Below are 25,838 nucleotides of genomic sequence, written 5' to 3'. Positions count from 1 at the left end.
AATCACTCATCTATAAATTATCATGAATGGAGGAGATTGTAAAGTGAGTAATCACTCACTTCTATACTATGGAAATATGTATTTGAAACATTCTATCGTATGTGACTATGGTTTTGAAGCATGAACAAGAAACCGAGGACGCTTCCTAAAGGTTATGAAAAGACGGCTGATGCGCCCGTATATGAATCGGATAAGACGTAATGCGGATCGGGTTACCGTTAAGAAAGGCATTTTGCAATTTTGCGGGTTCGAACATGTGAATAGGACTTTGTTTTCACACGTTAAACATAGCACTCTGGATGTACAGAACAAATGGCTGGAGAGCGCCTATCAAAAAATCAGGGATATATATGGCTGCTAGTCTTTCATGCATAGAGAAAGATAAGACATCAGCCACTTTTTCAATTAGAGCAGGTGTGTTAAGGTACAACCAACGATTTCTAAAAATTTGTAATAAAGGAGCGCTGTTATGCAAATTAAAGAAATTTTTATGATCCGTTGCATTTCGTGCTTATGTGTTGTCCTGCTCCATATCATTTCAATGGTCCTGATGCTTCAGGCAGAAGCTCTCGCTAATATTTCTCACACCGTAGATTCTTTTCGCACACTCCTGATGTTCAGCACGCCTGCTTTCATTTTCATCTCTGAATTTTTGCTGGCCCGTTCTTATCCTGATGGGGTTCCGGACGGTTTTTTAAAGAAACGGGGAAAAGTGATTTTCGTTCCTTTTTTATTTATCGCGTCTATTGATGCACTGTTGATGACCAGTGCGATGGGAGGAGAGGTGACCTTTCTCGCGTTTGTGCAAAAATACCTGGCGAACGTATTGTTAGGAAACTTTATCGGATACTTTATTCTCGTTATCTTTCAGTTTTACATTCTGCATATAATTTTTCATGAGTATTTGAAAAAAGCATCGCCGAAATGGGTGCTGTCCATCTCATTTGTGGTGACAGCCGCTTATTTAAGCTATTTCTCAGCAGCCAGCCCGGCTCCTGCTTCTGAAGAGGGAGGGGCGTTTCCATTCTTCTGGGTTCCGTTCACAGGCTGGCTTTTCTACTTTTGTCTGGCCTACTATTGCGGAAAAGAGTACAAGCGTTTTTTAGCGCTGCTGAACCAATACCGCTGGGTGATATACGGCGCCGCGCTAGCTTCTGCTGCGCTGGTTGTCACTGTTTCTTATGGCGGAGAAACCGGCATGATCAGTTCGAAACGGCCTGATATTATGCTGTATTCGACAAGCGTGATTTTCCTGTGCTTTCACTTGTTTTCTAACATGAAGCATGTGCCGAAAATCGTGATGTTTATCAGCAACTATTCCTTTTCGATTTATCTGCTGCATGCCTATTTTATGATCATAGGCTATGTTTTGTTTACAAACATGCCAGGAATTCCTGCCGTACCTGCTGTTCTTCTGTTGTTTGCCGTGTGCACAGCCGGTCCGATCCTGACCTCATGGGCATTGAATAAATTCAAATACGGTTATTTATTTGTTGGGAAGGTCTATCAGCCAAAACAGAAAAAAGTAACAGTAGAAGTGGGTGATCACGCAGGGTGAAAAACACGGCAGGAGCCTCTCTCCTGCCGTGTTTTTTATTTCTCATCCACTTGCAGTACCGTTTTGAAATATAATTTTGCAGATTCAGCAAGTCCAGATACATCAGCCTTTTCCTCATCGAAATAAAGCGCGTTCTGGATGATGCCGTCATTCATATTGAGGAAAAACTTCGCAATCGTCGCCAGCGGCTGCAGAGGCTGAAATTCCCCCTGATCAATTCCTTTTTGCAATAGCTTTGAAAACCTTTCTACAAAAAGATCATACCGTTTCTCCAAATACTGCCGCCGCTCTTCATTGCGCCAAGCTGTTACCAAATATTCAAATTGCACCGGCGCCAATGTATCCGCTGCATCAAGCAGGCCATCAGCCAGTTCATCCAAGTAGCTGGAAATGGCGGCCCAAACGCTTTGGTGCTCAGCTGATTTATCAAGCTTTCGGAGCCCTTCATCAAGCCCGGCTTCAATGATGCGGCGAAACATCTCCTCAGTGCTTGAAAAATAAAGATAGACACCGCCTCGGCTAAAACCTGACTCTTCCACAACGTCTTTCATTGTCGTTAATTCGAATCCTTTTCGTTTAAAAACGGTTTTGGCAGCCTCTAAAATCTCGGCCTGCCGTTTATCCTTGTGCTCCTTTGTTACTTTCGGTGACAAGATATCGCCTGCTTTCTGCAATTTTCTTACCTACAAGTGTAATCAACCCAACCATGATCAGCAAGCAGCCGCAGACAAGAAATGCAAGTGATACACCGATCCATTCCGCCAGTACACCCCCGCCCGCCATGCCGAGGATGGAGGCGAGGGTCGTCGCGCTCTGAATGGCGCCAAACACTCTGCCGCTGTAATCGACAGGCACTGTTGTCTGCACGAGAATTTGAAATGGAATATGGACAAGACCGAAAGCCGCTCCCATGATGAAAAAAGCGAAAATAAAAAGAGCGATGCCGGCTATTCCCATGCCGCTGAGAAATGGCACACCCCCAGCCGCTATTCCAAGCAGAAAGGTTCCAGCTGAGAAATAAAGTAAATAAGAAGTGATTCGCCGCCTGCCGGCAATTGCCGCTGTAAGGAGCATTCCGGCTCCGCTTACGGCCATGCACCAGCCTGCAAGCTCGGGAGGAGCGCCGGAAAAGGAGCGGATGAGAATGATCGCCTGCGAATCACCAATCTGCAAAACAAAGAGAACAATACAAGCGGTGAGCAAGCCTGTTAAAAGAAGCGGCACCCGTTTCATAAACTGAAGGCCTTCTTTTATAGAAGCAAGTGCCGATGTTTTTTCTTGAGGTGTATGGGCTTTTGGTAAAAAAGCATCTTTGGGGAGAAAAAACAAAATAACAGCGGATAGAAGAAAGGCGCCGGCGTTGATATAGAAAACAGAATGAATAGAGACTGTGCCGATCAGCATGCCGCCAAGGGCAGGACCGAAAATTTTAGAGCTGTTATCAATGATGCTGCTGACGGAAACGGCCTGCTGAATGTGCGCTTCTGGAGTCAATTCCTTAAGCTTCCCGTTTTTAGCAGGTGAAAAAAGTGAAGAAAAACAGCTCTGGAGGCTTAGCAATATGTAAAGATGCCAAAGCTCACTGACATAAACGCAGCTGATAACGGTGAGGGCACGGCCGATTTCCGATAGAAACATGATCGTTTTTCTGTCAAAGCGGTCGGCAAGCAAACCCGATACCGGACCGAGTACAATGACAGGCAAAGCGAAGGACATCATCAAAAATGACATATCTAACGGTGAAGCGTGAAGCTGAAAAGCGGCTAACGTTAGCACGGCCAAAATGTGAAGCCAGTCTCCAAGTGAAGAAATGGTTTGCGAGGCTAACAGTGTCATCAGCCCTTTTTGGTTGCGAAACAACGGTTTTTCCATGATTTATCCTCCTGTTTAATAAAAATGACAATAGTGTCGTTTTTATTGTATGAGAAATAATCGCAAGATACAATCTTTTTCTTGTAAAATAAAGGAGAAGATGAATCAGAAGGGGGAACGTACATGACTATAGCCAATCTAAGCTATCCAATTGGAGAATACAAGCCGAGGAAATCCGTATCGAAGGAGCAAAAAGCAGAATGGATTCAAGCCCTTGAAGAAGTGCCGGCAAAACTGAAACAAGCCGTTGAAGGCATGACGGACAGCCAGCTTGACACACCGTACCGGGACGGGGGATGGACCGTTCGGCAAGTTGTTCACCATCTGGCTGACAGTCATATGAACAGCTATATTCGTTTTAAGCTGAGCTTGACGGAAGAGACACCGGCCATCCGTCCATATGATGAAAAAGCGTGGTCGGAGCTAAAGGACCCGAAAACAGCTGATCCGAGCGGTTCACTCGCACTTTTGCAGGCGCTTCACGGGCGATGGGCGGCTCTTCTCCGCACCCTGACGGATCAGCAATTTCAGTGTGGTTTTTATCACCCCGACACAAAAGAGATCATGACCCTGGAGAACGCACTGGGGCTGTATGTCTGGCACTCACATCATCATATCGCCCATATTACGGAGCTTTCCAAACGGATGGGGTGGTCTTAACGCTTTTGCCGGCGGAAAGCCGGAAGAGTCATAGCGGCAATCACCAGCAGTGAAATCACAGCCGCCGCTGCATATAAATGATCATAGCCGCTGGCGACACTCGCGTGAATGGCATCGCTTATCGCGGTTTTGACTTCAGGCACGGGAATGCGTTCGATTTGTGCTTGTAAAGCAGAAACATCAGAACTGTCGATTTTCGGAATCGCTTGCATCGCCGTTTCTGATTGTCTGCTATCCGATAAGCGGTTTTTGATTTCATCACCGATTTGGTCAAAACCGGCTGTGATAAAACCTGCATAAAGAGTAGGCGCCAATGTCAGTCCGATTTGCCTCACCAATGAAAGCGTGCCAAGCGCTGTGCCTTTATTCGTTTTCGCCGCCTCTGATACAAGGACGTTCAGCGGGGCGCCTAACAGAAAGCCAAAACCGATGCCTGCCGCCACACTAGCGATTACAAACTCCCATTTCTCCGTCACCCAAAGCGGAAATAAAGCAAATCCCGCACATGAAATGATTCCTGAAAGAATAACGGTTTTCACCGGACCTTTTTTGTCGGTGAGCGCTCCGCCAAGCCAAGCGCCGATTCCTGAAGCTAACGCAAGCGGTGTCATCCAATAGCCTGCTTTTGCAGCAGGGACACCCAAATACTGCTCAACATATGACGGGATAAAAATGACCGCCGCCAAGAGTCCGCCAGATAACAAACCGATAATAAGCGTGCGCTGAAACATGTGGTTGCGCAGCAGAGAATACGCCAAAATCGGATCGCCCCCGCGCATTTCAATCCGCCTTTCAAACAAGATAAGCCCTGCAAAACAAAGAATGCCAAAACCAATACATCCATAAACCTCTAGATCTCCCAAGCTGTTTAAGAGATTTGCACCGTCAAGATTCGTCATGCCGTACATCACAGCTAAAATCGACAGGGATAGAAGGAGGATTCCCGCTGTATCAAGGCGTTTAGCTTCAGGCGCTTTTGTTTCTGCAATAAAACATGCACCGAAAACAACCAATAACACGGCAATCGGCAGATTAATCAAAAACAGCCAATGCCAAGATCCGGTCCAGTCAAGCAGAAAGCTTCCGATATTCGGCCCGAGAACAGCGGCCATCCCGTTCATCGCACCAAGTAGCCCAAGCGCCTTCCCCTGTTTTTCTTTTGGAAGAGTAGCGAGAATGTGTGAGCTGCCGATAATGAAAATCCCGCCGCCCCCAAGCGCCTGAATCAGCCGTGAGATCAGAAAGAGCGGGAAGCTTTGGCTCAAAGCAACAAGCAAAGAACCAAGTCCGAACAGGCAAACCTCAATGAGAAAGAGTTTCTTTCTGCCGTAGCGATCGGAAAGCTTTCCGACGATTGGCACACTGACGCTAAGGCCGAGCGTATAAAGGGTAATGCCCCACGACCCCCAGGAAGGAGAAACGGCAAACGACTCGTTTATCGTTGTTAAAGCCGCCGAAATAATTCCGTTATCCAGCGCAGCCATAAACACACCGATGGTAAACAGGCTGATCGCCCACTTTTGGCTTTTCTGCTCTACCGATGCTTCAGACATATTCATCAACCCCTTTTTATTCACTTTGAATATATTATTCATTCAAAATGAACTAAATGTCAAATAAAAAAAGCCTGCTTCCGCGGTTTGCGGAGGACAGACTTAAAAATTTATTCTTTTTTCACTTTCTCTAACGCTTTTGAAAGGATAGAAAGCCCTTCGGAAACAGCCCGCTTTTCTTCAGGAGACAGCAGTTCAAGGGAACGCTTTAATTTCAGGTGGCCCTTTTCATAAAGACCACGAAAAATATTTTTTGCATTCTCAGTCAACTGAACAACCACTGAGCGGCGATCCTCTTCAGAATGTGAGCGTTTGACAAACCCTGATTTCTCAAGGCGGTCAAGCAGCCCTGTTGTATTGGACAGGGAAGCCCCCATTTTTTCAGCAATGTCGCTTACTTTCAGTGTTCCATGGTTGTTTAATAGCATCAGCACTTTCATTTGCGGCATGCTCATATCCAGCTTCATCCACTCGGACACGTCACCGAGCCCGGCAGAGGTTAAGACTTTCATATAAAGCACCCATATTTCCCGTTCCTCAGATGAAAGAATGTTTTCGTTTAATACCGTTGTATCATGTAAATTATATTCCATTTCATCACTTCCTCATCATTCGCTCCTCTTACCATATTACTCGATTTTCACTCTCGAAAGAAAGTGAGCAGAAACCGCATGCGGGACTTTGTCCGAAAAATAACGGTAGTGTATAATGAGTGGGAGATTATTAGGGAAGCAGATTGAACTAGAATATGATTGGAGAGACCATTGCTGATTAAAAAGAATGCTTTATCCGTTTTAAAAATTGTTTTTCCTATTGCGGTTTTACTATTTGTTATTTATCAATCAAAAAAAGAACTGACAAATCTGTCATTCAAACGCACGCTCATGGTCATCAACGGCCTGGAACGTACGGACTTATTTATCCTTGTATTGGTCGGCTTGCTGGCTGTTGCGGCCATGTCGCTGTATGATTATGTCTTGAAATACTCACTGCGCCTTTCGATCACAAACGGAAAGGTATTCAGGGTTTCCTGGATCGCCAATTCATTTAATAATGTGCTCGGGTTCGGCGGTTTAGCCGGAGTCGGGTTAAGAATGATGTTTTATAAAGAGCATACGAAAGACCATAAGGCGCTCGTAAAAGGAATCGCCTGGCTTACATCCTCAATGCTTCTCGGGTTATCTGTTTTCAGCATTTTCGTCGCCGCACGAGTGCTGCCAGTGGATGAAGTGATTCATGAAAAGCCTTGGCTGTGGGCGGTCATTATCGGTTTCGCGCTGTTATTGCCGCTATCACTAGCGGTTTCTAAATTAAAAGGCCGTAAAACCGGAGACGAAGAAAATGCGGACAAAGTGAAAAATCCGATTTTCGCTTATATCGGCGCTTCCGTTGCCGAATGGCTAATGGCTGGAGGCGTCATCTATCTGTCTTTGTTCGCCATGGGTATTCATGCTGATATCCGGTATGTGTTCGGGGTATTCGTCATTGCGGCGATCGGAGGGATGATTAGTCTCGTGCCGGGCGGCTTCGGCTCATTTGACCTTTTGTTTTTGCTCGGGATGGAGCAGCTTGGCTATCATCAGGAGGCCATTGTGACATCTATTCTCTTGTACAGGATCGTCTATTCATTTATCCCATTCGGTCTGGGATTGTTCTTTGCTGCCGGCAACCTGACCGAAAATACAATGAGACGGCTCGAAACGAATCCGCGCATCGCACCGGCAATTGAGACGACAAACGTTTTGCTTGTCGTCCAGCGGGCGATATTACTAAGAATTTTGCAGGGCTCGCTTTCCCTTATTGTGTTTGTTGCCGGGCTGATTGTCCTGGCTTCAGTATCTTTGCCGATTGACAGGCTGACGGTTATTCCGCACATTCCGCGCCCGGCCCTTTTGCTGTTCAACGGCCTGTCCTTAAGCTCAGCGCTTATATTGCTGATTTTGCCGATCGAGCTTTATAAACGGACAAAACGCTCCTATACGATGGCGATTACAGCGCTTGTCGGCGGTTTTGTGTTCAGCTTCTTAAAAGGACTCAACATCAGTGCGATATTCGTACTGCCGGTGATTATTGTATTGCTTGTGCTATTGAAAAAACAATTTGTTCGAGAACAGGCATCCTATACGCTCGGACAAATGATTTTCGCTGCAGCGCTTTTCACTGTGGCGCTCTTTAACTATAACGTCATTGCAGGTTTCATTTGGGAACATATGAAGAAGGTGATGCGCCACGAATATTTCGTCCACAGCGACTCGCATATTACCTATGCAACTATCATGGCGATCATCATTGTGCCGCTGTTCTTCTTTTTATTTACAGTGGTGTATCATAAAAAGACAAAACCAATCGGGGAAAAAGCTGATCCCGATCGCCTTGCTTTATTTTTAAATCAAAATGGCGGGAACGCGCTGAGCCACCTCGGCTATCTTGGAGATAAGCGGTTTTATTTTTCAAGTGATGGGAATGCACTGCTTCTGTTTGGGAAAATCGCCAGAAGGCTGGTCGTGCTCGGCGATCCGTCAGGCCGAAGAGAATCGTTCCCGCTCGTGCTGGAAGAATTTCTGAACGAAGCGCATCAGAAAGGATTCAGTGTTCTGTTCTATCAAATTGAACGAGAGGACATGGCGCTGTATCACGATTTCGGCTATAACTTCTTTAAACTGGGCGAGGAAGCCTATGTGGATTTAAATACATTTACCTTGACCGGGAAGAAAAAAGCCGGTCTTCGGGCAATCAATAACCGCTTTGAGCGGGAGGGATATACCTTCCATATCGATCATCCCCCATTTTCTGATGCGTTTTTGGAGGAACTGAAACAAATCTCGGATGAATGGCTCGGCTCGAAAAAGGAGAAGGGGTTCTCGCTCGGATTTTTTGATCCTTCATATTTACAGAAAGCGCCGATCGCCTACATGAAAAATGCAGAAGGAGAGATCGTTGCCTTCGCAAATGTCATGCCGATGTATCAGGAAGGGGAAATCTCAGTCGATCTGATGCGCTACCGCGATGACGCCCCGAACGGCATTATGGACGCATTGTTCATCCGCATGTTTTTATGGGCGAAGGAGGAAGGCTGCACGTCGTTTAACATGGGAATGGCGCCCTTGGCCAATGTCGGCACCGCCTTTACATCCTTCTGGTCAGAAAGATTTGCCGCTGTCATTTTTAATAATGTCAGATACATGTACAGTTTCAGCGGGCTCAGGGCCTTTAAAGAAAAATATAAACCGGAGTGGCGCGGCAAATACTTGGCGTACCGGAAAAACAGATCTCTTTCTGTCACCATGTTCCTCGTTACGCGGCTGATCGGTAAAAGCAAAAAAGACTCCGTCTAACCAGACGGAGTCCTTTTTTATTTCGCCTTTAAGAAATAGGTTTCAATATCATCAAGCAGATAGTTTGCCGCTTTAATTCCGCCTGCGGTTGTCCATACGACGTCATCGACTTCATGGGCGTTACCTGACTTCACGGCCTTCAGGTTTTTCCATAGTGAACTGCTCGTCCACTGGCTGGCCCATTTTTCATTTTCTTTTGCGTTATCGGCTTTATACGTGAAATAAAACAGCACATCGGCATCCATTTCAGGAATGGACTCTTTACTGTCTGTTGAGAACGTAAATTGATCTTTCTGTTTCTTAAACAGCTCCACCTGTTTTTCAGGGCGTTTAAAGCCAAGCTGGTCTAAAATAATCCCCGAGAATGAATCGGTATAATAGATTCTTGACTCGCCGGATAAAAAGCGTACGACAGAAACGGTTTTATTTGTCTGATCGCCAAGCTTTTCTTTTAAATTGGCAGCGCGTTTATCAAAATCGGCAATGACTTCCTTGCCTTTGTCCGCCTTATTCAACGCGTTGGCATATAGAGTCAGGTTTTCCTTCCAGTTCCCAGCCAAAGATTCGGCGAAAACGGTCGGCGCAATCGCATTTAACTGATCATATATTTTTTCCTGGCGCACTTTGTTGCCAATAATCAAATCAGGCTTTAATTCTGCGATCGCTTCCACATTCGGTTCCGTTTCAAGACCGACGTTTTTAACACCTTTCATGTCATCTTTCAGATAGTCATACCACGGGTCGCCCTTCCATGACTTTACGGCTCCGACAGGCTTAATGCCAAGCGCTAAGAGCGCCTCTGTTCCTTCATTTGTTAAAACAACAATCCGTTTTGGATTGGCGGGAATGTTGTCTGATGTCCCCATTGCATGTTTAACCGTTCTGGTTTTGCTGCTTGTCCCCTCGCTGTCGCTTGAACTTTCTGAACTATTACAGGCAGAAAGCACCATAAGGGCCATTAAAAATACGAATAGCGTGCTGATGCGCTTTTTCATCTTTTTCCTCCCAATATTGAAATTCATTATCATTTAGATCATAATAAGCAGTGTTGAGAGTGTCAATCCCTAATTGAGGATTATTCTCAAAAACAAACATGACATAGTAAAAAACTAGGAGAATTAGATCATGATCTGCAAAAAGGCATCTTCAAAATGGATTGTGTTAGTATGTCTGATTTTGACTTTATTGGCGGCTGTCTGTGCAAGCGTTGTTTACGGCTATACAGGTACGTCATGGGGACAGGTCTATCAGGCGTTTACTTCTTTCAACGGTACAAATGAACATGTCATCATCAAAGACGTCAGACTCCCGCGTGCAGTAGTTGCCACAGTTGTCGGCGCCTCGCTTGCAGCCGCAGGCGTTCTCATGCAGGCGCTCACAAAAAATCCGCTCGCGTCACCGGGGATTTTCGGAGTTAACGCCGGTGCCGGTTTTTTTATTGTTGCCGGATCGTTTTTTCTGCATATTCAATCACCTCAGGCGCTAGTATGGAGCTCTTTTCTCGGTGCAACATTTACCGCTGCGATCGTCTATGCCGCAGGCTCGCTTGGAAGGGAAGGGCTGACGCCAATCAAATTGACGCTGGCGGGGGCTGCCATGGCGGCCATGTTTTCTTCTCTGACACAAGGCTTGCTTTCTGTCAATGAACTCGAGCTCGCTCAGGTGCTTTTTTGGCTGACCGGCTCTGTGCAGGGCAGGAGTCTGGATCTGCTGATGACAATGCTTCCATATGCAGCCGCAGCGCTTATGATCAGCTTCTTTCTTGGCCAGAAAATGAATCTCCTCGTTATGGGAGAAGATGTGGCAAAAGGACTCGGCCAAAAAACGGGCCTGCTGAAATTTGTGATGGCGCTTTGTGTTGTCTTGCTTGCCGGATCTGCTGTGGCCATTGCCGGGCCGATTTCCTTTATCGGCATCATTATTCCGCATTTTGCGCGGTTTATCGTCGGCAATGATTATCGCTGGATTCTGCCGTTTTCCGCTGTTTTGGGTGCGGTTATGCTTGTTGCCGCGGATATCGGGGCCCGATATATCATTATGCCTCAGGAAGTTCCTGTCGGGGTCATGACAGCCATCATCGGTATGCCTGTGTTTGTATACATCGCAAGAAGGGGGGCAAAACTATGAAACTTCGTTTTGGCGTTACCGCGGCTGAAAAGAAAGCATGGATCGTCTTTTTCGTTTTACTGGGATTAACAGCGGCTGTACTGATCATTAGCGCTGGTCTCGGACAAAGGTTTATTCCTCCCTGGGATGTGGCAAAAACATTTTTTGGTGCAGGCTCCAAGCTGGATGAACTGATGATCATGTCATTCCGCCTGCCAAGAATTTTGACCGCTTTATGCGCCGGCGTTTGCTTGGCGGCGGCAGGCGCGATATTGCAGGGGCTCGTCAGAAACCCTCTCGCATCTCCGGATATTATCGGAATAACGGGGGGAGCGGCGGTAGCAGTCGTGCTTGTGATGATGTTTTTTACAGACCGCAGCAGTTCACTTACGATCAGTCTGTCATGGCTTCCGGCGGCTGCATTTATCGGTGCCTCAGCTGTTGGGCTCATCGTCTATTTACTGGCATACAAAAATGGCGCCTCCACATTTCGGCTGGTGCTTATCGGGATCGGATTTTCAATGTCGGCACAGGCGCTGACCACCCTGCTGATGATCAAAGGCCCAATTTACCGAGCATCACAAGCCAATGTGTATATCACTGGATCAGTTTATGGATCAAACTGGCAGCATGTAAAAATAGCAATTATCTTATCTGTCATTCTCATTTTTATTTGTTTTATCGCGCTGAAAAATATGAATATACAGGTGCTGGGCGAAGATATTGCGGCGGGTGCGGGAAGCGCCGTGCAGCGCAATCGTTTTTTCTTGCTTCTTTTGAGCACGGCTCTTACGGGTTGTGCGGTTTCGGTTGCCGGCACAATCGGTTTTGTCGGGCTGATGGCGCCCCATATTGCAAGACGCCTCGTCGGCTCGTCTTATGGTGCGCTCCTCCCGGCGTCGGCACTCATAGGGGCGTTGCTCGTCCTAACAGCTGACATCGTCGGCAGAACCTTATTTGCTCCGGTGGAAGTGCCAGCCGGCGTTTTTACAGCCGCTATCGGCGCCCCTTATTTTATTTATTTGCTCTATAAAACGAGAAACACTTGATGGCTACACCCATTTTCAAAAGAAAATGGGTTTTTTTGATAATGACTGAAAATTCATAATCATTTTTGGTATACTGACAGAGACATTGATAAAGAAAGGGCGGCAGACAAGTGAAAGAAATAGAGGTATTAAAATATGAAGCATTTACAAGCAGTCCCGGCAAAGGAAACCCCGCAGGCGTTGTATTGGAGGGAGACCATTACACTGACGAAGAGATGCAGATCATAGCTGAGCGTGCCGGATATTCAGAAACCTCCTTTATCCGGAAAAGCGAGCCGGCTGATCTTGAACTCCGTTACTTTACCCCTGGACACGAAATGAACTTGTGCGGCCATGCAACAGTTGCTTCTCTTTACGCACTATGTGAAAAAGGAATGCTGGAGAGCGGTAAAACATACAGTATCCAGACAAAAGCCGGTATCCTGCCTGTGAAGACTTCTGAAAAAGAAGGCCGCATTCATATCACGCTTGAACAGGCATCTCCGCAATTCAAACCATTTACAGGCAATCGGGAAAAACTTGCGGGCGCGCTAGGAATCTCTGAAGAAGATTTGCATGAAGACCTTCCGATTGTGTTTGGCAGCACTGGCATATGGACAGCCATCGTTCCGCTTAAATCATTAGAGGCCTCCAAAAAAATGGTGCCTGATAACAAACAATTTCCGGAAGTATTAGTTGATCTGCCAAACGCTTCAGTCCACCCGTTTACCTTTGAAACCATTCATCCCGACAGCGACCTGCACGGACGGCACTTTTCATCCCCGTATTCGGGAACGATAGAAGATCCCGTGACGGGCACGGCATCCGGCGTGATGGGGGCTTATATGAAACAGTACGGCAATGCCGGGCAGCGAGAATTTATCATTGAACAAGGGCAGGAAATAGGAAAAGACGGGAAAGTGGAAATCGAAATGAACGAAGACGGCGGCCGTGTGAAAGTGAATATGACAGGAACGGCTGTTTACTCAGGAACCCGTATTCTAAAAATCTAATACGGATGATGGTTTACAAAAAGATGCACTATCCGTTATCATTATGAATGATAATCATTTTCAATTGCTTAGGAAGGTGAGACGGTATGCCTCAAACCGAACAGATACATCAACATTCAGCCCTGCGGGACATCATACGCAGCAGAAGATCGATTCGAAAATTTAAACAAGAGCCAGTACCTTCAGCAGATATTCTTGACATGCTTGAAACGGCGAAATATGCGCCAAATCACAGAGTGACAGAGCCATGGAGATTTATTTACGTTTCTAGTGAGACGGGAAAAGCAAATCTGATCAACACATTTGCAGCATTCTCTAAGAAATCCAAGCCGGATATAACAGAGGAAAAGCTTCAAAATTTCAAAAACACACTTGGACGCGTACCGGGATTTCTGCTCGTCGTGTTTCAAGAAGATGAAAACGAAAGAGCGCGAGACGATGATTTTGCGGCAACCAGCTCATTGATTCAAAATCTTCAGCTTCTTGCCTGGGAAAAAGGAATCGGCATGGTTTGGAAAAGCGGAAAAATCCTTTACGACAAAGAGGTGCATCAGGCCTTTGGTTTACAGGATCATGAACGATTCGCCGCTATCATACAAACGGGCTATCCTGACGAAGCGCCGGAAGTGAAAAAGCGCACGCCGATCCGTGAACGGTTCACCGACATGTAAAAAACCCCCTGTCTCAAACGGAGACAAGGGGTTTTTCGTTAACGAGTTTTCTTTTTCGCTCTGTTGTCTGCTGCTTTCGCACGCTCTTGCGCTTCGCGGTCATTCGCATCAGCAAGCTCGCTTGAATATTCTTCGTAAACACCGTCAGTTTCCCTTTTTAATGCGTCGGGAACTTGAGGAAGTTTTTGTTTGTTTTTATCACGGTTTTTGTGAATATGATTTCTGCCCATATCAAATTCCCCCTAAAAAGTGATATCAAACAAACATAGTATCTGGCATAAAGGGGCTATGTATTCCTACTTGCGCTTAGCAGCTTTTTCCGCTTTTTTAAATTCGCCTGAATAAAGAACTTCCTGCATTTTCTTCAGATTGGCGCCTTGCTGATGCTTCTCCCTCTTCTTTTCCATAAAAGGACCTCCTTCAACCATGTTATTCTTAAGGTTGACGCTTCCTTCCGTTTTTATACAGCCTTTCGGTTCGTAATCAACTGTGAGAGCGCGAATTCAAGATCCGAATATGCAAAACGAAATCCGGAGGTCATCGCTTTTTTAGGCAGGGCGCGCTGTCCTTTCACAATCAGAAGACTCATTTCACCCAATGCCTTTGATAAAAAGAATTCCGGGACGGGGAGCCAGTACGGGCTGTGCTTCACCCGCGCAATCGTTTTTCCGAATTGCTTCATTTCCACAGGGTTTGGCGCGGTGACATTCATGGGTCCTGAAATGTCGCTGTTTTCCATCGCATATCGGATCATCTGGGCCGCGTCCTCGACATGAATCCATGACAGCCACTGTCTGCCCGTCCCGATCGTTCCGCCGGCCAGAAGCTTATAGGGAAGAACCATAAGCGGGAGAGCGCCTTTTTCCCCAAGCATCACGCCAAATCTCGCATAAACCGTTCGGATGCCCATCGCCTCAATTTTCTGTCCTTCCTTTTCCCACAAATGTGCAGTATGGCTGAGAAAATCCTCATCTGACGTTGCGGAATCCTCTGTGAAGGTTTTCTCAAGACTTGTGCCGTATATGCCCACGGCACTGGCCTGAATCAGCGTCTTCGGTTTTTCCTTCTGTTTATGAATAAGCCGCTGCACTTCACGTGTCGCATTGATACGGCTGGAGAGGATTTGCTGCTTCGTTTTTTCTGTCCAGCGGCCAAAAATCGATTTTCCCGCAAGATTAACCCAGACATCAATATGAGGAAGTTCCTGCTCCGGCGCGGCTCCTTCCGTCAGCCATTGAACATATGTCATATTTTTTTGTTCAGTTTCCCTTGCGTTTCTTGATAAAATATAAACATGGTGTCCCTGGCGGGTAAGAACGCCTGTCAGATGCTGGCCGAGAAAACCGGTTCCGCCTGTCATTGCGATATTCATAAACATCTCTCCTCATCGTTCTAATAACTATACTTTACCTCATTTTAATCAAAGAAAACGCGTTTCAGGCCTGAGAAGGGAGATTAAGATGCCATTTATTACAAAAATATCAACGCAAAAAAAGAATACGGAACGCTTCAATATTTTTCTGGATGAAAAATACGCCTTCAGTGTGGACGCGGACGTGCTCGTGAAATTTGAGCTCAAAAAGGGAAAAGAGCTTGATGACCTTGATATCATTGAGATTCAATACGGTGATGAAGTAAAAAAAGGCTTCAACCGTGCGCTTGACTTTTTATCCTACCGAATGAGGTCAACGAAAGAGGTCGAGGACCACTTAAAGAAAAAAGAAACCTCAGCGCCTGCAATTGCGGAAGTCATCCATAAGCTCAACGACTATAAGTACCTAAACGACCAGGAATTTGCCGCGGCCTATGTCAGCACCCACAAAAAAACGAACGGAAAAGGCCCTGATGTTTTGTTCAGAGAGCTGAGAGCGAAGGGGATCGACGACGATACAATTAAGGAGGCATTAAGTTCCTTTTCCTTTGAAGATCAGACGAGAGAAGCAGTGAAGCATGTTGAAAAGCTTCTCAAAAAAGATAAAAAACTTTCGACGAAAGAACTCAAACAGCGCGCTCAGATGCAGCTTCAGCGCAAGGGCTTCTCATTTGATGTCATCAGCGCTGCGCTAGAGCAGATTGAATATGAAAATGATGAAGACACAGAGAAAGAAGCGCTGCGCCTTCACGCCGAAAAAGCGTTTAGAAAATACCGCTTTGACGGCTCATATGAAAGCGCCATGAAGGTCAAACAATTTTTATTCCGCAAAGGATTCTCACTCGATTTAATCGAGAAATTTCTGCAAGAAGAGGAGTAGCTGAAAAATGGAGAAACGATACAGTCAAATGACACCGCACGAACTCAATACCGAAATCGCATCACTTTCTGAAAAAGCAAGAAAAGCGGAACAGCATGGGATCATCAACGAACTGGCAGTGCTCGAACGGAAAATTACGATGGCAAAGGCATATTTGCTGACTCCGGAAGATTTCTCACCGGGAAAAACGTATCGTGTGGAAGACACTGAGGACGAGTTTACCATCAGTTATTTAAATGGCGTTTTCGCATGGGGATACAGAACCTCGTCTCCTCAGCGAGAAGAAGCGCTGCCAATCTCAGTATTGCAAGAAAAGAAGCAAGTGTAACAGAGAGGCTGAATATCAGCCTCTTTTTATTTGCAGCACATTTACACTGAATCTTAAAGAAAAAATCATTGAATTCACTCCATAAATCTTTTAAGATGAAACTCGTTGTTTTTTAAAATCGAAGGAGGCGATCGACGTTGAGTATCAAAAAACCATCAGTGAAATTTATTATTTTTGTTCTTATGATTTGTACCTTTTCAATCGGATACACAGAATACGCTGTGATGGGGACTTTGACGTCGATTGCCAATGACTTTCATATACAGGTTTCATCCGCGGGGCTTCTTGTCACGGCCTATGCGGCAAGCGTCTGTCTGACAGGCCCGCTCGTCACCATCATTTCCGTCAAGCTCCCGAGAAAGCCTGTGCTGCTTGGGCTGATGGCGATTTTTATCCTTTCAAACCTGATGAGCGCGCTGGCACCTAATTTTGCGGTATTGGCCGTCTCAAGAATTTTATCCGCGTCCATTCACGGCGCTTTCTTTGCGATCGCCATGGTATTTGCCAGTGAAATGGTTCCGCCGGAAAAGCGTGCCGCAGCCGCAGCCTCAATGAACGGCGGACTGACAGTGGCTCTGATGCTTGGTGTTCCCTTCGGCTCTTATCTCGGAGATGTCCTGAATTGGAGAGCGGTATTTTCTATCATTACCGCACTTGGGGGCATCGGATTCTTGGGCCTCATGGCTGCCGTTCCGAACAGAAAACCAAAAGTGATCCCCACGCTTATGAATGAGTGGGGGGTATTTAAAAACAAACAAGTGCGGTATTCCTTCGCGATTACGATTTTAGGCTATTCCGGCGTCTTTATCGCCTACACCTTTATCGAACCCATTTTGAGACATTCAGCGGGATTCAGCACAGTCGGCATTACAGGCGCTCTCTTTGCGTACGGATTGGGAGGCGTTGCGGGGAATTTCTTTGCGGGAAAAGTGCCGCTTCCTCTGCTCACTCGGACGATGATCGGTGTGATGATCGGGTTGATCGGTGTCCTGACTGTATTTCCTTACATCGCCATTTACTCGGCCGCAGCCATTGTTGCAACATTCTTATTTGGGGCTTGCGCATTCGGCACACCACCTCTGCTGCAAACGAAGGTCATTTCCTCTTCTGAGAGCGGCACAACGATTGCCGCCGCTGTCAGCGTGTCGGCGTTTAACCTTGCTAATGCGCTCGGTGCGTGGATCGGCGGGATGATTTTGAGCGGAACAGGTTCTTATTCCTGGCTATTTGCGGGCGGAGCGCTTATGACCGCATGCGGACTCGTGCTTTCAACCCTTGCCCACTTATCAGAAAAGAAGAACGTCTATGAGTATCAGGTCAATAAAGGGTGAAAAACAGCTGCAGCGCATGCAGCTGTTCTTCTTTACCGTTTGCCGGAGGCTCTCATTTTTTCTTGAGGATGCTGATTGATTGAACCGTCAGCACGCTTTGAAGCATAGTCGTCCTTTGCTCTCGGTTCACCCTGAAATTTGTTTTCGTTTTCGTAAGGAAATCCTTTTTCTTTATTCCGGACCATGTCATTTCCCCCTAGGTTCGAGATCAAAAAGTTGCGTCTTTCCAGATGAAGACGTAAGGTTAGTATATGGAGAACAGCACGTTTTAAAGCGTCATTTTTTTCCTGAAGAAAGGAGACTGCACACATGAATACGTACATTGAGAAACTGACAAATCTGCTTCTGGAAAAGAACGAGATGATCAGCTATATACAGGCAAAAACATGGGTGGAGTTGTTATGGAGCGACTTCGAAGCAACCTATGCAAAAGCCGGACACGCCTATCAGGGTGAAAAAATGACCGAAAAAATCGTTACACAATGGATCGAAAACTATGGCGGCCAGCTCCACCTCTTCCAAAGCTCCCGTGACAACGTGAATGATTACTTAAACCAAAGCAGAGGCCTTTTGCATTAAAAAACCTGCCGTTATCATCCGGCAGGTTTTTTTATACATTTGTATTCAGTACATCTTTGACCACCATTCTAATTAAAAAACCAAGAAGAGCAGTATAAGTAATCAGCTGCAGATATGATAGAGGAAGCATAGACTGATGAATCAATATAACCCCTAGAAGTAAAACAACAATCATTACCCAATGAGATATGTAACCGGCAAAATGAGAATTTGATCGAGTTCGCTGGTCATTTTGCAAATGTACTTTTCTCCATAGTTTATTTTTATGGATACGCAGGGCAGAATAGAGAACTCTTGAAGTTCCAATAAATGCTAATAAGAGTGTCAACCTTGATGGTGAATGCCAATAAAGGACATATAATAAAATAGGAAGCAGTGCTTGAAAAAATAATCCGGTACGATACGTCATGTTCATATTACCTTTCTCCTTCTATCCAGAATAATTGATCTAATGAGCAGTTCAGCACGGTAGATAATTTAATTGCAGTACCAATTGAAGGTTCATATCTTTGTTTTTCAATCGCGATAATTGTCTGTCTTGTGACTTGGATTTGTTCTGCAAGCTGGTCCTGTGTCCACCCTTTGTCTTTTCTGTATTCTTTTACGCAATTGCGCACCCCATGCTTCATCTTGATAGGTCCTCTCCATATGTAACGTCTACTTTACAAAAATAACGATACAGGAATTATTACGTAATGTACACCTTACATTCCTTAAAATTACCTTAACAGGATAAAAAAATAAACAATATGTGTTTCACCCGCCTGTCAATCAGGGAATACCACCTATATCTTGGTCAAATTGCGAGGAGGAGCTTTGTATGAAAAAGAAACAAGTAATGCTCGCTTTAACAGCTGCAGCAGGACTGGGTTTTACAGCACTTCACTCCGTGCCCGCAGCAAAAGCTGTGCCCCTTCACAACATATCTGTCAGCATGCCATCATCCGATTCTTACATCATAAAAGCAGGAAAGCTGAATGTCCGGACTGAGCCAAATCATAAAGGCAAAATTCTTGGCACTTTATCATCAGAACAAAAAGTTACAGTCAATGGTTTCGCAAATGCCGATTGGGCTCAAATTCACTTCAAAGGAAAAAAAGCATATATTTCAACACACTTCTTAATGAAAACCGCAAGCCAAGCGAAAACGGCAAAACAGACAGCCTTTTATGCACCGACACCCGAAAACGGAAAAGCCAAACAGCTCTCATCTGGAACAGAGGTAACATTACTCGGATGGGGATTCAGTGAAAACGGCGGATTTGACTTCACCTGGGCATTTGTTGATTACGGCGGAGTCATGGGCTATGTTCAGACAAAGGACTTACACCTACGATAAAAAAGGCAGGCCGAGGCTTGTCTTTTTGCTGAGTATGAAACATTTCTTCTTTCTGTACGTAACAATGAGAAAGGAGATGATGATATGGTTGGTTTAGTAGGCGGAGGCCTTATGGTCATAGCAGGTATTCTGACCAAGCTGTTTCCTCCCAAATCCATCAACAGTGTGTACGGATATAGAACGAGACGCTCAATGTCAGATGAAAAATTATGGAATGAAGCGAATCGTTACAGTGCATCATTGATGATCCTGTCAGGCTTGTTGATTGCGGGAATGGGTGTGCTGCTGAAGTCGAACTTGATCATTCTTCAGCTTAGCCTTCTGGTAACGGCCTGTGTCATCACAATGATGCTAACGGAGAAAAGGCTGAAAAACATGACGCACAGTCAAGGAGGAGATAGAAGTGGACGGAGTTAAATGCCAGTTTGTCAAAACAAATGGAATCACGCTCCACGTTGCAGCCGCAGGGCCGGAGGACGGCCCGTTAATTGTCCTGCTCCATGGATTTCCTGAGTTTTGGTACGGCTGGAAAAACCAAATCAAACCGCTCGCCGATGCGGGTTACCGAGTCATTGCTCCTGATCAGCGAGGCTACAATCTTAGTGATAAACCGGGGGGAATTGAATCATATCGGATTGATACATTAAGAGATGATATCATCGGGCTTATCACCCAATTCACAGATGAAAAAGCAATTGTTATCGGGCATGACTGGGGAGGTGCTGTCGCATGGCATCTGGCTTCAACACGCGCCGAATATCTTGAAAAGCTGATCGCCATTAACATCCCGCACCCACATATCATGAAAAGTATAACGCCGGTTTATCCTCCACAGTGGCTGAAAAGCTCATACATCGCCTTCTTCCAGCTGCCTGACATACCTGAGGCATCATTAAAGGAAAATGATTATAAAACATTAGATCAAGCGATTGGATTATCGACACGTCCTGAGCTTTTTTCGTCCGAGGATGTCAGCAGGTACAAAGAAGCGTGGAAACAGCCTGGCGCGCTGACGGCTATGCTGAACTGGTACAGAGCCCTCAGAAAAGGAAGCCTATCAGAGAAAGCAACTTGCGAAACAGCACCTTACCGGATGATCTGGGGAATGGAAGACCGCTTTTTAAGCAGAAAGCTTGCGAAAGAAACGGCAAGGCATTGCCAGAATGGGCATCTCATATTTGTTGATGAAGCTTCCCATTGGATTAACCACGAAAAACCAGCCATCGTCAATCAGCTTATTCTCGAATATCTTAAAAAAACATAAGTCAGAATGCCTCCCAATTGTCTGTCGTAATGGCAGACTTTTTCTGTGCGTTTTTTTCATAGTCTGTTTTAAACATGACAAAATAACATTAAAAATCATGAATGTCACCATAAAATGTAACAAAAAACAGGTTTAAACGACTTTTAAAAAAGGAATAGCCTTACTGAAGATTTGTGTAAAACTCCCCTAAGGCAGTGCTTAAAAAGAATATAAAAAGAAGGTGCCTTAATGAAACAAGGTTTAATCTCGATTATTATCCCGTCTTACAATGAAGGGTATAATGTCAAACTCATTCATGAATCCTTGAAAAAGGAATTCAAGAGCGTTCATTATGACTACGAAATTTTCTTCATAAACGACGGAAGTGTCGATGACACGCTTCAGCAGATCAAAGATTTAGCAGCCGTATCCAGCCGTGTTAAATACATATCTTTTTCACGGAACTTTGGAAAAGAAGCTGCGATTCTGGCGGGCTTTGAGCATGTTCAAGGCGAAGCGGTAATTGTCATGGACGCAGACCTGCAACATCCGACCTATTTGTTGAAGGAGTTTATCAAAGGCTACGAAGAAGGCTATGATCAAGTCATTGCCCAAAGGAACAGAAAAGGCGACAGCCCTGTCCGCTCATTCCTGTCATCTCTGTATTACAAGTTCATCAATAAAGCGGTGGAGGTTGATTTGCGTGACGGTGTCGGAGACTTTCGGCTGTTAAGCCGCCAAGCTGTGGACGCTCTTTTGAAGCTGAGCGAGGGCAACCGCTTTTCAAAAGGTCTGTTTTGCTGGATCGGCTTCGATCAGAAAATCGTGTTTTATGAAAATGTTGAAAGAAAAAACGGCACATCAAAATGGTCGTTCAGCAGTCTGTTTAACTACGGAATGGACGGCATCGTTTCATTTAATCATAAGCCGTTGAGAATATGCTTTTATACCGGCATTTTCATCTTACTGCTTTCCATCATTTATATCATTGCCACATTTTTTAAAATTTTGACGAACGGCATTTCTGTGCCCGGATATTTCACGATTATCTCAGCAGTGTTATTTCTCGGCGGAGTACAGCTGTTAAGCCTCGGAATCATAGGCGAATATATCGGGCGAATCTATTATGAAACAAAAAAACGCCCGCATTATTTGATTAAAGAAGCGAATATCCCGAACAAAGACATGCCTGAAACGAACGAACTGAAAAGCATGCGGCGCCTGACAAAAATGCACTGAAATCACCGAGCAGTGCTTTTTTTTGCCTGTTTACCATCTCAAAAGCAAGACTGGAGAATTCATATGAAAAGAAAATATGTCATGATCTATGCGGCCAGTCTGCTGGTTTCCGTTCTGGCACACGCTTTTTTTGTGAAAGAATGGACGGACGGCAGATATATGACGGGTCCTGGTGACGGGCTTGCGCAAATGATCGTATTTAAAAAAATATTATTTGAACAATATACACATGGGAATTTTTTCTACAATTATTCATTCGGACTCGGCGGCGGTACGTTCAGTCAGCTTGGCTATTATTTTTCTGCTTCCTTTCTTTTTCTTGCGGCGTCCGCCGTCGTTTGGCTGCTTCAAGCCGTCCAGCTGATCGGAGAAGCGGATACGCTTTTTTGGGCGGAATCAGCTGTTTTTATCAGTATTTTTAAACTGAGCCTGATCATCTTTACGGCCGCTTCTGTTTTTCACTATCTTCTCATACACAGAGCGGCGTCGTTTACGGGGGCCGTATTATATGGTACCTCAATCATTTATTTCCGACACGAAGCGTATTGGGAATTTTTTACCGATACAATGATCTGGCTTCCGCTGTTAGTGCTCGGAGCGGAAAAAGTCATTAGGGAACGGCGTCCGGCATGGTTTATCATTGCGTCTTCGCTGACGTTAATCAACAATTTTTACTTTGCATACATAAACTTGATATTCATCGGAATTTACGTGCTGTTCAGATGGCTCATCCGGCTGGAAAAGCATGAAGAGAAAAGATGGATTCAATGCAGAATGTTTGTCGTTTCAGGCCTGATTTCTTTTGGTATTAGTGCGGCGGCGTTTATGCCGGTGGTATACGGGTATTTAAACAACCTGCGCCCTCCGTACAGCCAGAACATAGAGTGGCTTAATTTCGATGATAATATCTTATTTACAAGCCGGATCATCATTTTGCCGGCTGCCTTTCTGCTGTTTTTATTTATTGTTTCTTTTTACAAAAACCGCGTGTTTCGTCTCTTTGCCGGATTGAGCCTGCTGTTTATTCTGTTTCATTTCAGCCCGTATGCGGCAAGCGCATTTAACGGCTTTTCCGCCCCGCAAAACCGGTTTGAATATGTTCTGGCCTTTACCATCGCGGGAGCCGCTGCGGCGGGCCTGACACAGCTGTCGGAACTGAAATGGAAAGAACTGCTCCCGGCTGCGTCCGTTGTCCTGCTTTTGTACTTATATCATATCCAAAGGGATAAGATTGATATATGGAAGCCTGCGAATGAATGGATTCTATTACTTTTATTCCTGACAATCGCTGCCTTGTTTACTTCAGCCATTGCGAAAAAACGGGCAACGGTAGCTGTGTACGGTGTGGTCATTCTTTCTTCACTGCTCGTCGCTAACACCTATCAAAAATACGCACTCTCAGAAGGCGGCGGTCTGGACAGAGTGACAAGAGCATATCTCACGGGTGAGGAGTACAGAGGGGAAGAATCTTCTGAGCTCATCAAGCGTTTACAGAAGGAAGACGATGATCCGCTCATGAGAATCGACTGGATGAACGGGGTCCGCAATAACACGCCAATCATTTACGGGTTTAATGGCTTCAGCGCCTATTCCAGCATTTTAAACAAAGATCTGCTGACCTTTTATTGGAATGATTTGAGCATCGATATGGGGAGGGAAAGCGTCAGCCGTTATGCGTCATTAGGAGACAGGGCGAATTTATACAGCCTGCTTTACGGCAAATACTACATGACGGAAAAAACAAACGAAGCCAATGTCCCGTACGGCTTCAAAAAGCACTTGGAATCAGAGCATTATGCGGTTTATGAAAATCAATACATGCTTCCTTTTGTCAAAACAGCCGATGCCATATACAGCGAAACCGAGCTGGACAAATTGCCCGCTCTTGCGAAAGAACAGGCGATGCTGCAAGGAATTGTAGTAGCAGATCCAGCGGAGAAAACGGAGCAGGCACCAAAACTGGCCAATCTAATTCACAAGTCGGACATCACCGCAAAGCATGCCCAGTATCAAAACGGACTGCTCACTGTGTCTGGAGAAAACGGAGGAGAACTGATCATTACCCCGCAAGAGGCGTCATCCTCTCCCGGAGACTACTATGTCAGCTTTTATTTAAAAAGCAAAGCAAAGGACAAAGGATTTACGTTAAGAGTCAATGATTATGCCACAACAAGGAAATCGAACCAATCGATTTATAAAACCGGAGTAAATGAGATCACGGTCAGAGTGCCTAAATCAGGCCATATCTCGATCAAACTTCCGAAAGGATCATATGAACTGAGAAACATAGCGCTCTACGAAGAAAATTATCAAATACTGAAAAGCGCTGTGCGGAAAAATAAAACAGAAGAAGCAGACAATCTGAAATGGGATAAAAACAAACTGATGTTTGCCTATCATCTGTCAAAAGACAAGTACATCATGCTTCCCATCCCTTATGAAAAAGGCTGGGAGCTGAAGATTAACGGGAAACCACAGACGATCGAAAAAGCGGACTATGCTTTCATAGGCTTTAAGGCGCAAAAGGGAGACAATCACATTGAGCTGGCCTACTATCCGCCATACTTTAAACGATCGGCGCTCATATCTCTAGTCAGTCTGCTGCTTGCTGTTTTATATATAAGACGAAAAAAGCCCGGCTCTAAATAGAGCCGAGCTTTAATTTTTTCTGGAGCTTTTCTTCGCTGAATATCCATCCCGTATAGGATGAGCGAATCTTGAGATCATGGCCGATATGAACGATGGCCACAAACGGATAATGGCCTTTGCTTCGGTAACGCAGGTCAATAAATCTCACCTCATAATGATCTTTAAACGTATCCACTTCCCATCGGTAAACAGGAGAAAATGACAGAAACGCCGCAATGTTATCATCCTGCTTTGCGGCATGCATCACTTCGGTTTCAGGAACAGGCACCCGATTAAACGTATCCAGAATCACGACATGCCCTTCCATGCTTCTTCCCACATAGAAAGCATGGGCTGTCGTAACTGCGATCCGCCATTGCCTGAATTTCATCGTCGGAGAAATAATGATGCTTTCGATTTCATCATGAATCATCTCATGAAGCTTCCGTTTAATTCTCAGCTGCATGATCAGGCGCACCATATAATAACCTGCCAATATGATATATAAGCTGAGAAACGTGATGCCGGGACTGCCGCCCGCGTACCATATCGCAATAGCCGCCAGATGGCTGATAAAAATAAACGGATCAAACGTATTAATCAGCCCGAGTGCAACCCACTTTTTCGAAAACGGACGTATGGCTTGTGTTCCGTATGCGTTAAAAATATCAACAAAAACATGCAGAACGACTGCCAGCAGCGTCCACAGCCACAGATGCAGAAAATCGCCCTGCGGATAAAATAAATACAGAATGACCGGGATGATCACAGACCAAAACAAAACAGCGGGAATTGAATGGGTAAATCCTCTGTGATTTCTTATATAAACAGCATTATTTTTAAGCTTTAACACAGTATCAATATCCGGAGCCTGAGAGCCCGCAAGCGTTGCGATCATAACAGCGTGAGCCATTGCCGGATCTGATCCGACAACAGGGTCAAGCGTCGCAATACCGCCAAGTGCGATGCCCATGACGACATGTGTGCCCGTATCCATAGGTGACCTCCTTGCAGGATTGTCCTGCACATTGACTTTATAAGATATTCCCCATTTTCATATACCCAATTTTTCAACCGATTTAATCGTTCTCATATGTTTCCGC

General features: G+C 45.3%; 28 protein-coding genes. 16 read left to right on the top strand and 12 right to left on the bottom strand.

Annotation, left to right across the window (positions count from 1 at the left end; genetic code table 11):
- Positions 1–469: 469 nt before the first annotated feature.
- The gene (locus V6D44_RS15445) at positions 470–1,558 is read left to right on the top strand and encodes an acyltransferase family protein (RefSeq protein WP_202328265.1); all 1,089 of its coding nucleotides are present in this window, start codon (positions 470–472) and stop codon (positions 1,556–1,558) included.
- A gap of 35 nt (positions 1,559–1,593) precedes the next feature.
- On the opposite strand, the gene V6D44_RS15440 is transcribed toward V6D44_RS15445, so the two are convergent.
- Both V6D44_RS15440 and V6D44_RS15435 read right to left on the bottom strand, forming a co-directional pair.
- On the bottom strand, positions 1,594–2,211 hold the full coding sequence (locus tag V6D44_RS15440; RefSeq protein ID WP_087992600.1) for a TetR family transcriptional regulator: 618 nt from the start codon (positions 2,209–2,211) through the stop codon (positions 1,594–1,596).
- The gene (locus V6D44_RS15435) at positions 2,177–3,430 is read right to left on the bottom strand and encodes an MFS transporter (RefSeq protein ID WP_202328264.1); all 1,254 of its coding nucleotides are present in this window, start codon (positions 3,428–3,430) and stop codon (positions 2,177–2,179) included. Before V6D44_RS15435 ends, V6D44_RS15440 begins: the two co-directional genes overlap by 35 nt.
- Positions 3,431–3,553: 123 nt before the next feature.
- Here V6D44_RS15435 and bstA point away from each other — a divergent pair, with 123 nt between their 5' ends.
- A complete protein-coding gene (gene bstA, locus V6D44_RS15430) occupies positions 3,554–4,090 on the top strand; it encodes a bacillithiol transferase BstA (RefSeq protein ID WP_289346720.1) in 537 nt (178 codons plus the stop codon).
- Here the strand turns inward: bstA and V6D44_RS15425 are convergent.
- Both V6D44_RS15425 and V6D44_RS15420 read right to left on the bottom strand, forming a co-directional pair.
- Positions 4,087–5,643: an MFS transporter gene (locus V6D44_RS15425; protein WP_333516687.1), complete on the bottom strand. Its 1,557-nt coding sequence runs from the start codon at positions 5,641–5,643 to the stop codon at positions 4,087–4,089. The genes bstA and V6D44_RS15425 overlap by 4 nt on opposite strands.
- Before the next feature lie 110 nt (positions 5,644–5,753).
- Entirely contained in the window at positions 5,754–6,236 is a 483-nt protein-coding gene (locus tag V6D44_RS15420; RefSeq protein ID WP_087992603.1) for a MarR family transcriptional regulator, read from the bottom strand.
- Between the two features lie 171 nt (positions 6,237–6,407).
- On the opposite strand from V6D44_RS15420, the gene mprF reads away from it, so the two are divergent.
- The gene (gene mprF, locus V6D44_RS15415; RefSeq protein WP_087992604.1) at positions 6,408–8,978 is read left to right on the top strand and encodes a bifunctional lysylphosphatidylglycerol flippase/synthetase MprF; all 2,571 of its coding nucleotides are present in this window, start codon (positions 6,408–6,410) and stop codon (positions 8,976–8,978) included.
- Between the two features lie 17 nt (positions 8,979–8,995).
- Here the strand turns inward: mprF and V6D44_RS15410 are convergent, their stop codons facing one another.
- A complete protein-coding gene (locus V6D44_RS15410) occupies positions 8,996–9,973 on the bottom strand; it encodes an ABC transporter substrate-binding protein (protein ID WP_087992605.1) in 978 nt (325 codons plus the stop codon).
- A 130-nt stretch (positions 9,974–10,103) separates the two neighbouring features.
- On the opposite strand from V6D44_RS15410, the gene V6D44_RS15405 reads away from it, so the two are divergent.
- From V6D44_RS15405 to V6D44_RS15390, 4 genes are all read left to right on the top strand, one after another.
- Positions 10,104–11,105, top strand: coding sequence for a FecCD family ABC transporter permease (locus V6D44_RS15405; RefSeq protein ID WP_202328260.1), 1,002 nt, complete (start codon positions 10,104–10,106; stop codon positions 11,103–11,105).
- Positions 11,102–12,133 carry a FecCD family ABC transporter permease gene (locus tag V6D44_RS15400; protein WP_202328259.1) on the top strand — a complete coding sequence of 344 codons (1,032 nt, stop codon included), beginning with the start codon at positions 11,102–11,104 and terminating at the stop codon, positions 12,131–12,133. The genes V6D44_RS15405 and V6D44_RS15400 overlap by 4 nt, the downstream gene beginning before the upstream one ends.
- A gap of 110 nt (positions 12,134–12,243) precedes the next feature.
- Positions 12,244–13,125 (top strand): PhzF family phenazine biosynthesis isomerase, encoded by an 882-nt coding sequence (locus tag V6D44_RS15395; RefSeq protein WP_333516686.1) that lies wholly within the window; start codon positions 12,244–12,246, stop codon positions 13,123–13,125.
- Positions 13,126–13,211: 86 nt separating this feature from the next.
- Positions 13,212–13,796, top strand: a complete 585-nt coding sequence (locus V6D44_RS15390; protein WP_087992609.1) for a nitroreductase family protein — start codon at positions 13,212–13,214, stop codon at positions 13,794–13,796.
- Positions 13,797–13,834: 38 nt separating this feature from the next.
- Here the strand turns inward: V6D44_RS15390 and V6D44_RS15385 are convergent, their stop codons facing one another.
- From V6D44_RS15385 to V6D44_RS15375, 3 genes are all read right to left on the bottom strand, one after another.
- Positions 13,835–14,026 (bottom strand): YfhD family protein, encoded by a 192-nt coding sequence (locus V6D44_RS15385; protein ID WP_087992610.1) that lies wholly within the window; start codon positions 14,024–14,026, stop codon positions 13,835–13,837.
- 66 nt (positions 14,027–14,092) lie between these two features.
- The gene (locus V6D44_RS15380) at positions 14,093–14,203 is read right to left on the bottom strand and encodes a YfhE family protein (protein ID WP_003223230.1); all 111 of its coding nucleotides are present in this window, start codon (positions 14,201–14,203) and stop codon (positions 14,093–14,095) included.
- A gap of 53 nt (positions 14,204–14,256) precedes the next feature.
- A complete protein-coding gene (locus tag V6D44_RS15375; RefSeq protein ID WP_333516685.1) occupies positions 14,257–15,168 on the bottom strand; it encodes a TIGR01777 family oxidoreductase in 912 nt (303 codons plus the stop codon).
- A gap of 88 nt (positions 15,169–15,256) precedes the next feature.
- Between V6D44_RS15375 and recX the strand changes: the two genes are divergently transcribed.
- The 3 genes from recX (at position 15,257) to V6D44_RS15360 (ending at position 17,707) form a co-directional block, all read left to right on the top strand.
- Entirely contained in the window at positions 15,257–16,048 is a 792-nt protein-coding gene (gene recX, locus V6D44_RS15370) for a recombination regulator RecX (protein WP_087992612.1), read from the top strand.
- Between the two features lie 7 nt (positions 16,049–16,055).
- Entirely contained in the window at positions 16,056–16,376 is a 321-nt protein-coding gene (locus V6D44_RS15365) for a YfhH family protein (protein ID WP_087992613.1), read from the top strand.
- 137 nt (positions 16,377–16,513) lie between these two features.
- Positions 16,514–17,707 carry an MFS transporter gene (locus tag V6D44_RS15360; protein WP_253268956.1) on the top strand — a complete coding sequence of 398 codons (1,194 nt, stop codon included), beginning with the start codon at positions 16,514–16,516 and terminating at the stop codon, positions 17,705–17,707.
- 32 nt (positions 17,708–17,739) lie between these two features.
- Here the strand turns inward: V6D44_RS15360 and V6D44_RS15355 are convergent, their stop codons facing one another.
- Positions 17,740–17,892, bottom strand: coding sequence for a small, acid-soluble spore protein K (locus V6D44_RS15355; RefSeq protein ID WP_010330867.1), 153 nt, complete (start codon positions 17,890–17,892; stop codon positions 17,740–17,742).
- A 124-nt stretch (positions 17,893–18,016) separates the two neighbouring features.
- On the opposite strand from V6D44_RS15355, the gene V6D44_RS15350 reads away from it, so the two are divergent.
- Positions 18,017–18,286 (top strand): YfhJ family protein, encoded by a 270-nt coding sequence (locus V6D44_RS15350; RefSeq protein WP_010330866.1) that lies wholly within the window; start codon positions 18,017–18,019, stop codon positions 18,284–18,286.
- A gap of 31 nt (positions 18,287–18,317) precedes the next feature.
- Here the strand turns inward: V6D44_RS15350 and V6D44_RS15345 are convergent, their stop codons facing one another.
- Positions 18,318–18,701, bottom strand: coding sequence for a hypothetical protein (locus V6D44_RS15345; RefSeq protein WP_087992616.1), 384 nt, complete (start codon positions 18,699–18,701; stop codon positions 18,318–18,320).
- Position 18,702: 1 nt separating this feature from the next.
- Positions 18,703–18,915, bottom strand: a complete 213-nt coding sequence (locus tag V6D44_RS15340) for a helix-turn-helix transcriptional regulator (RefSeq protein WP_087992617.1) — start codon at positions 18,913–18,915, stop codon at positions 18,703–18,705.
- A 191-nt stretch (positions 18,916–19,106) separates the two neighbouring features.
- On the opposite strand from V6D44_RS15340, the gene V6D44_RS15335 reads away from it, so the two are divergent.
- The 5 genes from V6D44_RS15335 to V6D44_RS15315 all read left to right on the top strand — a co-directional run bounded on the left by V6D44_RS15335 (position 19,107) and on the right by V6D44_RS15315 (position 24,756).
- Entirely contained in the window at positions 19,107–19,625 is a 519-nt protein-coding gene (locus V6D44_RS15335; RefSeq protein WP_202328256.1) for an SH3 domain-containing protein, read from the top strand.
- 84 nt (positions 19,626–19,709) lie between these two features.
- Positions 19,710–20,042: an SdpI family protein gene (locus tag V6D44_RS15330; protein WP_202328255.1), complete on the top strand. Its 333-nt coding sequence runs from the start codon at positions 19,710–19,712 to the stop codon at positions 20,040–20,042.
- Positions 20,029–20,889 carry an alpha/beta fold hydrolase gene (locus V6D44_RS15325; RefSeq protein ID WP_202328254.1) on the top strand — a complete coding sequence of 287 codons (861 nt, stop codon included), beginning with the start codon at positions 20,029–20,031 and terminating at the stop codon, positions 20,887–20,889. The genes V6D44_RS15330 and V6D44_RS15325 overlap by 14 nt, the downstream gene beginning before the upstream one ends.
- A gap of 228 nt (positions 20,890–21,117) precedes the next feature.
- The gene (locus V6D44_RS15320) at positions 21,118–22,107 is read left to right on the top strand and encodes a glycosyltransferase family 2 protein (protein ID WP_087992620.1); all 990 of its coding nucleotides are present in this window, start codon (positions 21,118–21,120) and stop codon (positions 22,105–22,107) included.
- A 63-nt stretch (positions 22,108–22,170) separates the two neighbouring features.
- Positions 22,171–24,756: a YfhO family protein gene (locus V6D44_RS15315; RefSeq protein WP_253268957.1), complete on the top strand. Its 2,586-nt coding sequence runs from the start codon at positions 22,171–22,173 to the stop codon at positions 24,754–24,756.
- Here V6D44_RS15315 and V6D44_RS15310 read toward each other — a convergent pair.
- A complete protein-coding gene (locus V6D44_RS15310) occupies positions 24,749–25,732 on the bottom strand; it encodes a metal-dependent hydrolase (RefSeq protein ID WP_087992622.1) in 984 nt (327 codons plus the stop codon). The genes V6D44_RS15315 and V6D44_RS15310 overlap by 8 nt on opposite strands.
- Positions 25,733–25,838: the final 106 nt, after the last annotated feature.

It is taken from the genome of Bacillus sp. 0209A (assembly GCF_036765095.1).
In the GTDB taxonomy this organism is placed as follows: domain Bacteria; phylum Bacillota; class Bacilli; order Bacillales; family Bacillaceae; genus Bacillus; species Bacillus subtilis_G.
This window is presented reverse-complemented; position numbering and strand designations above follow the sequence as displayed.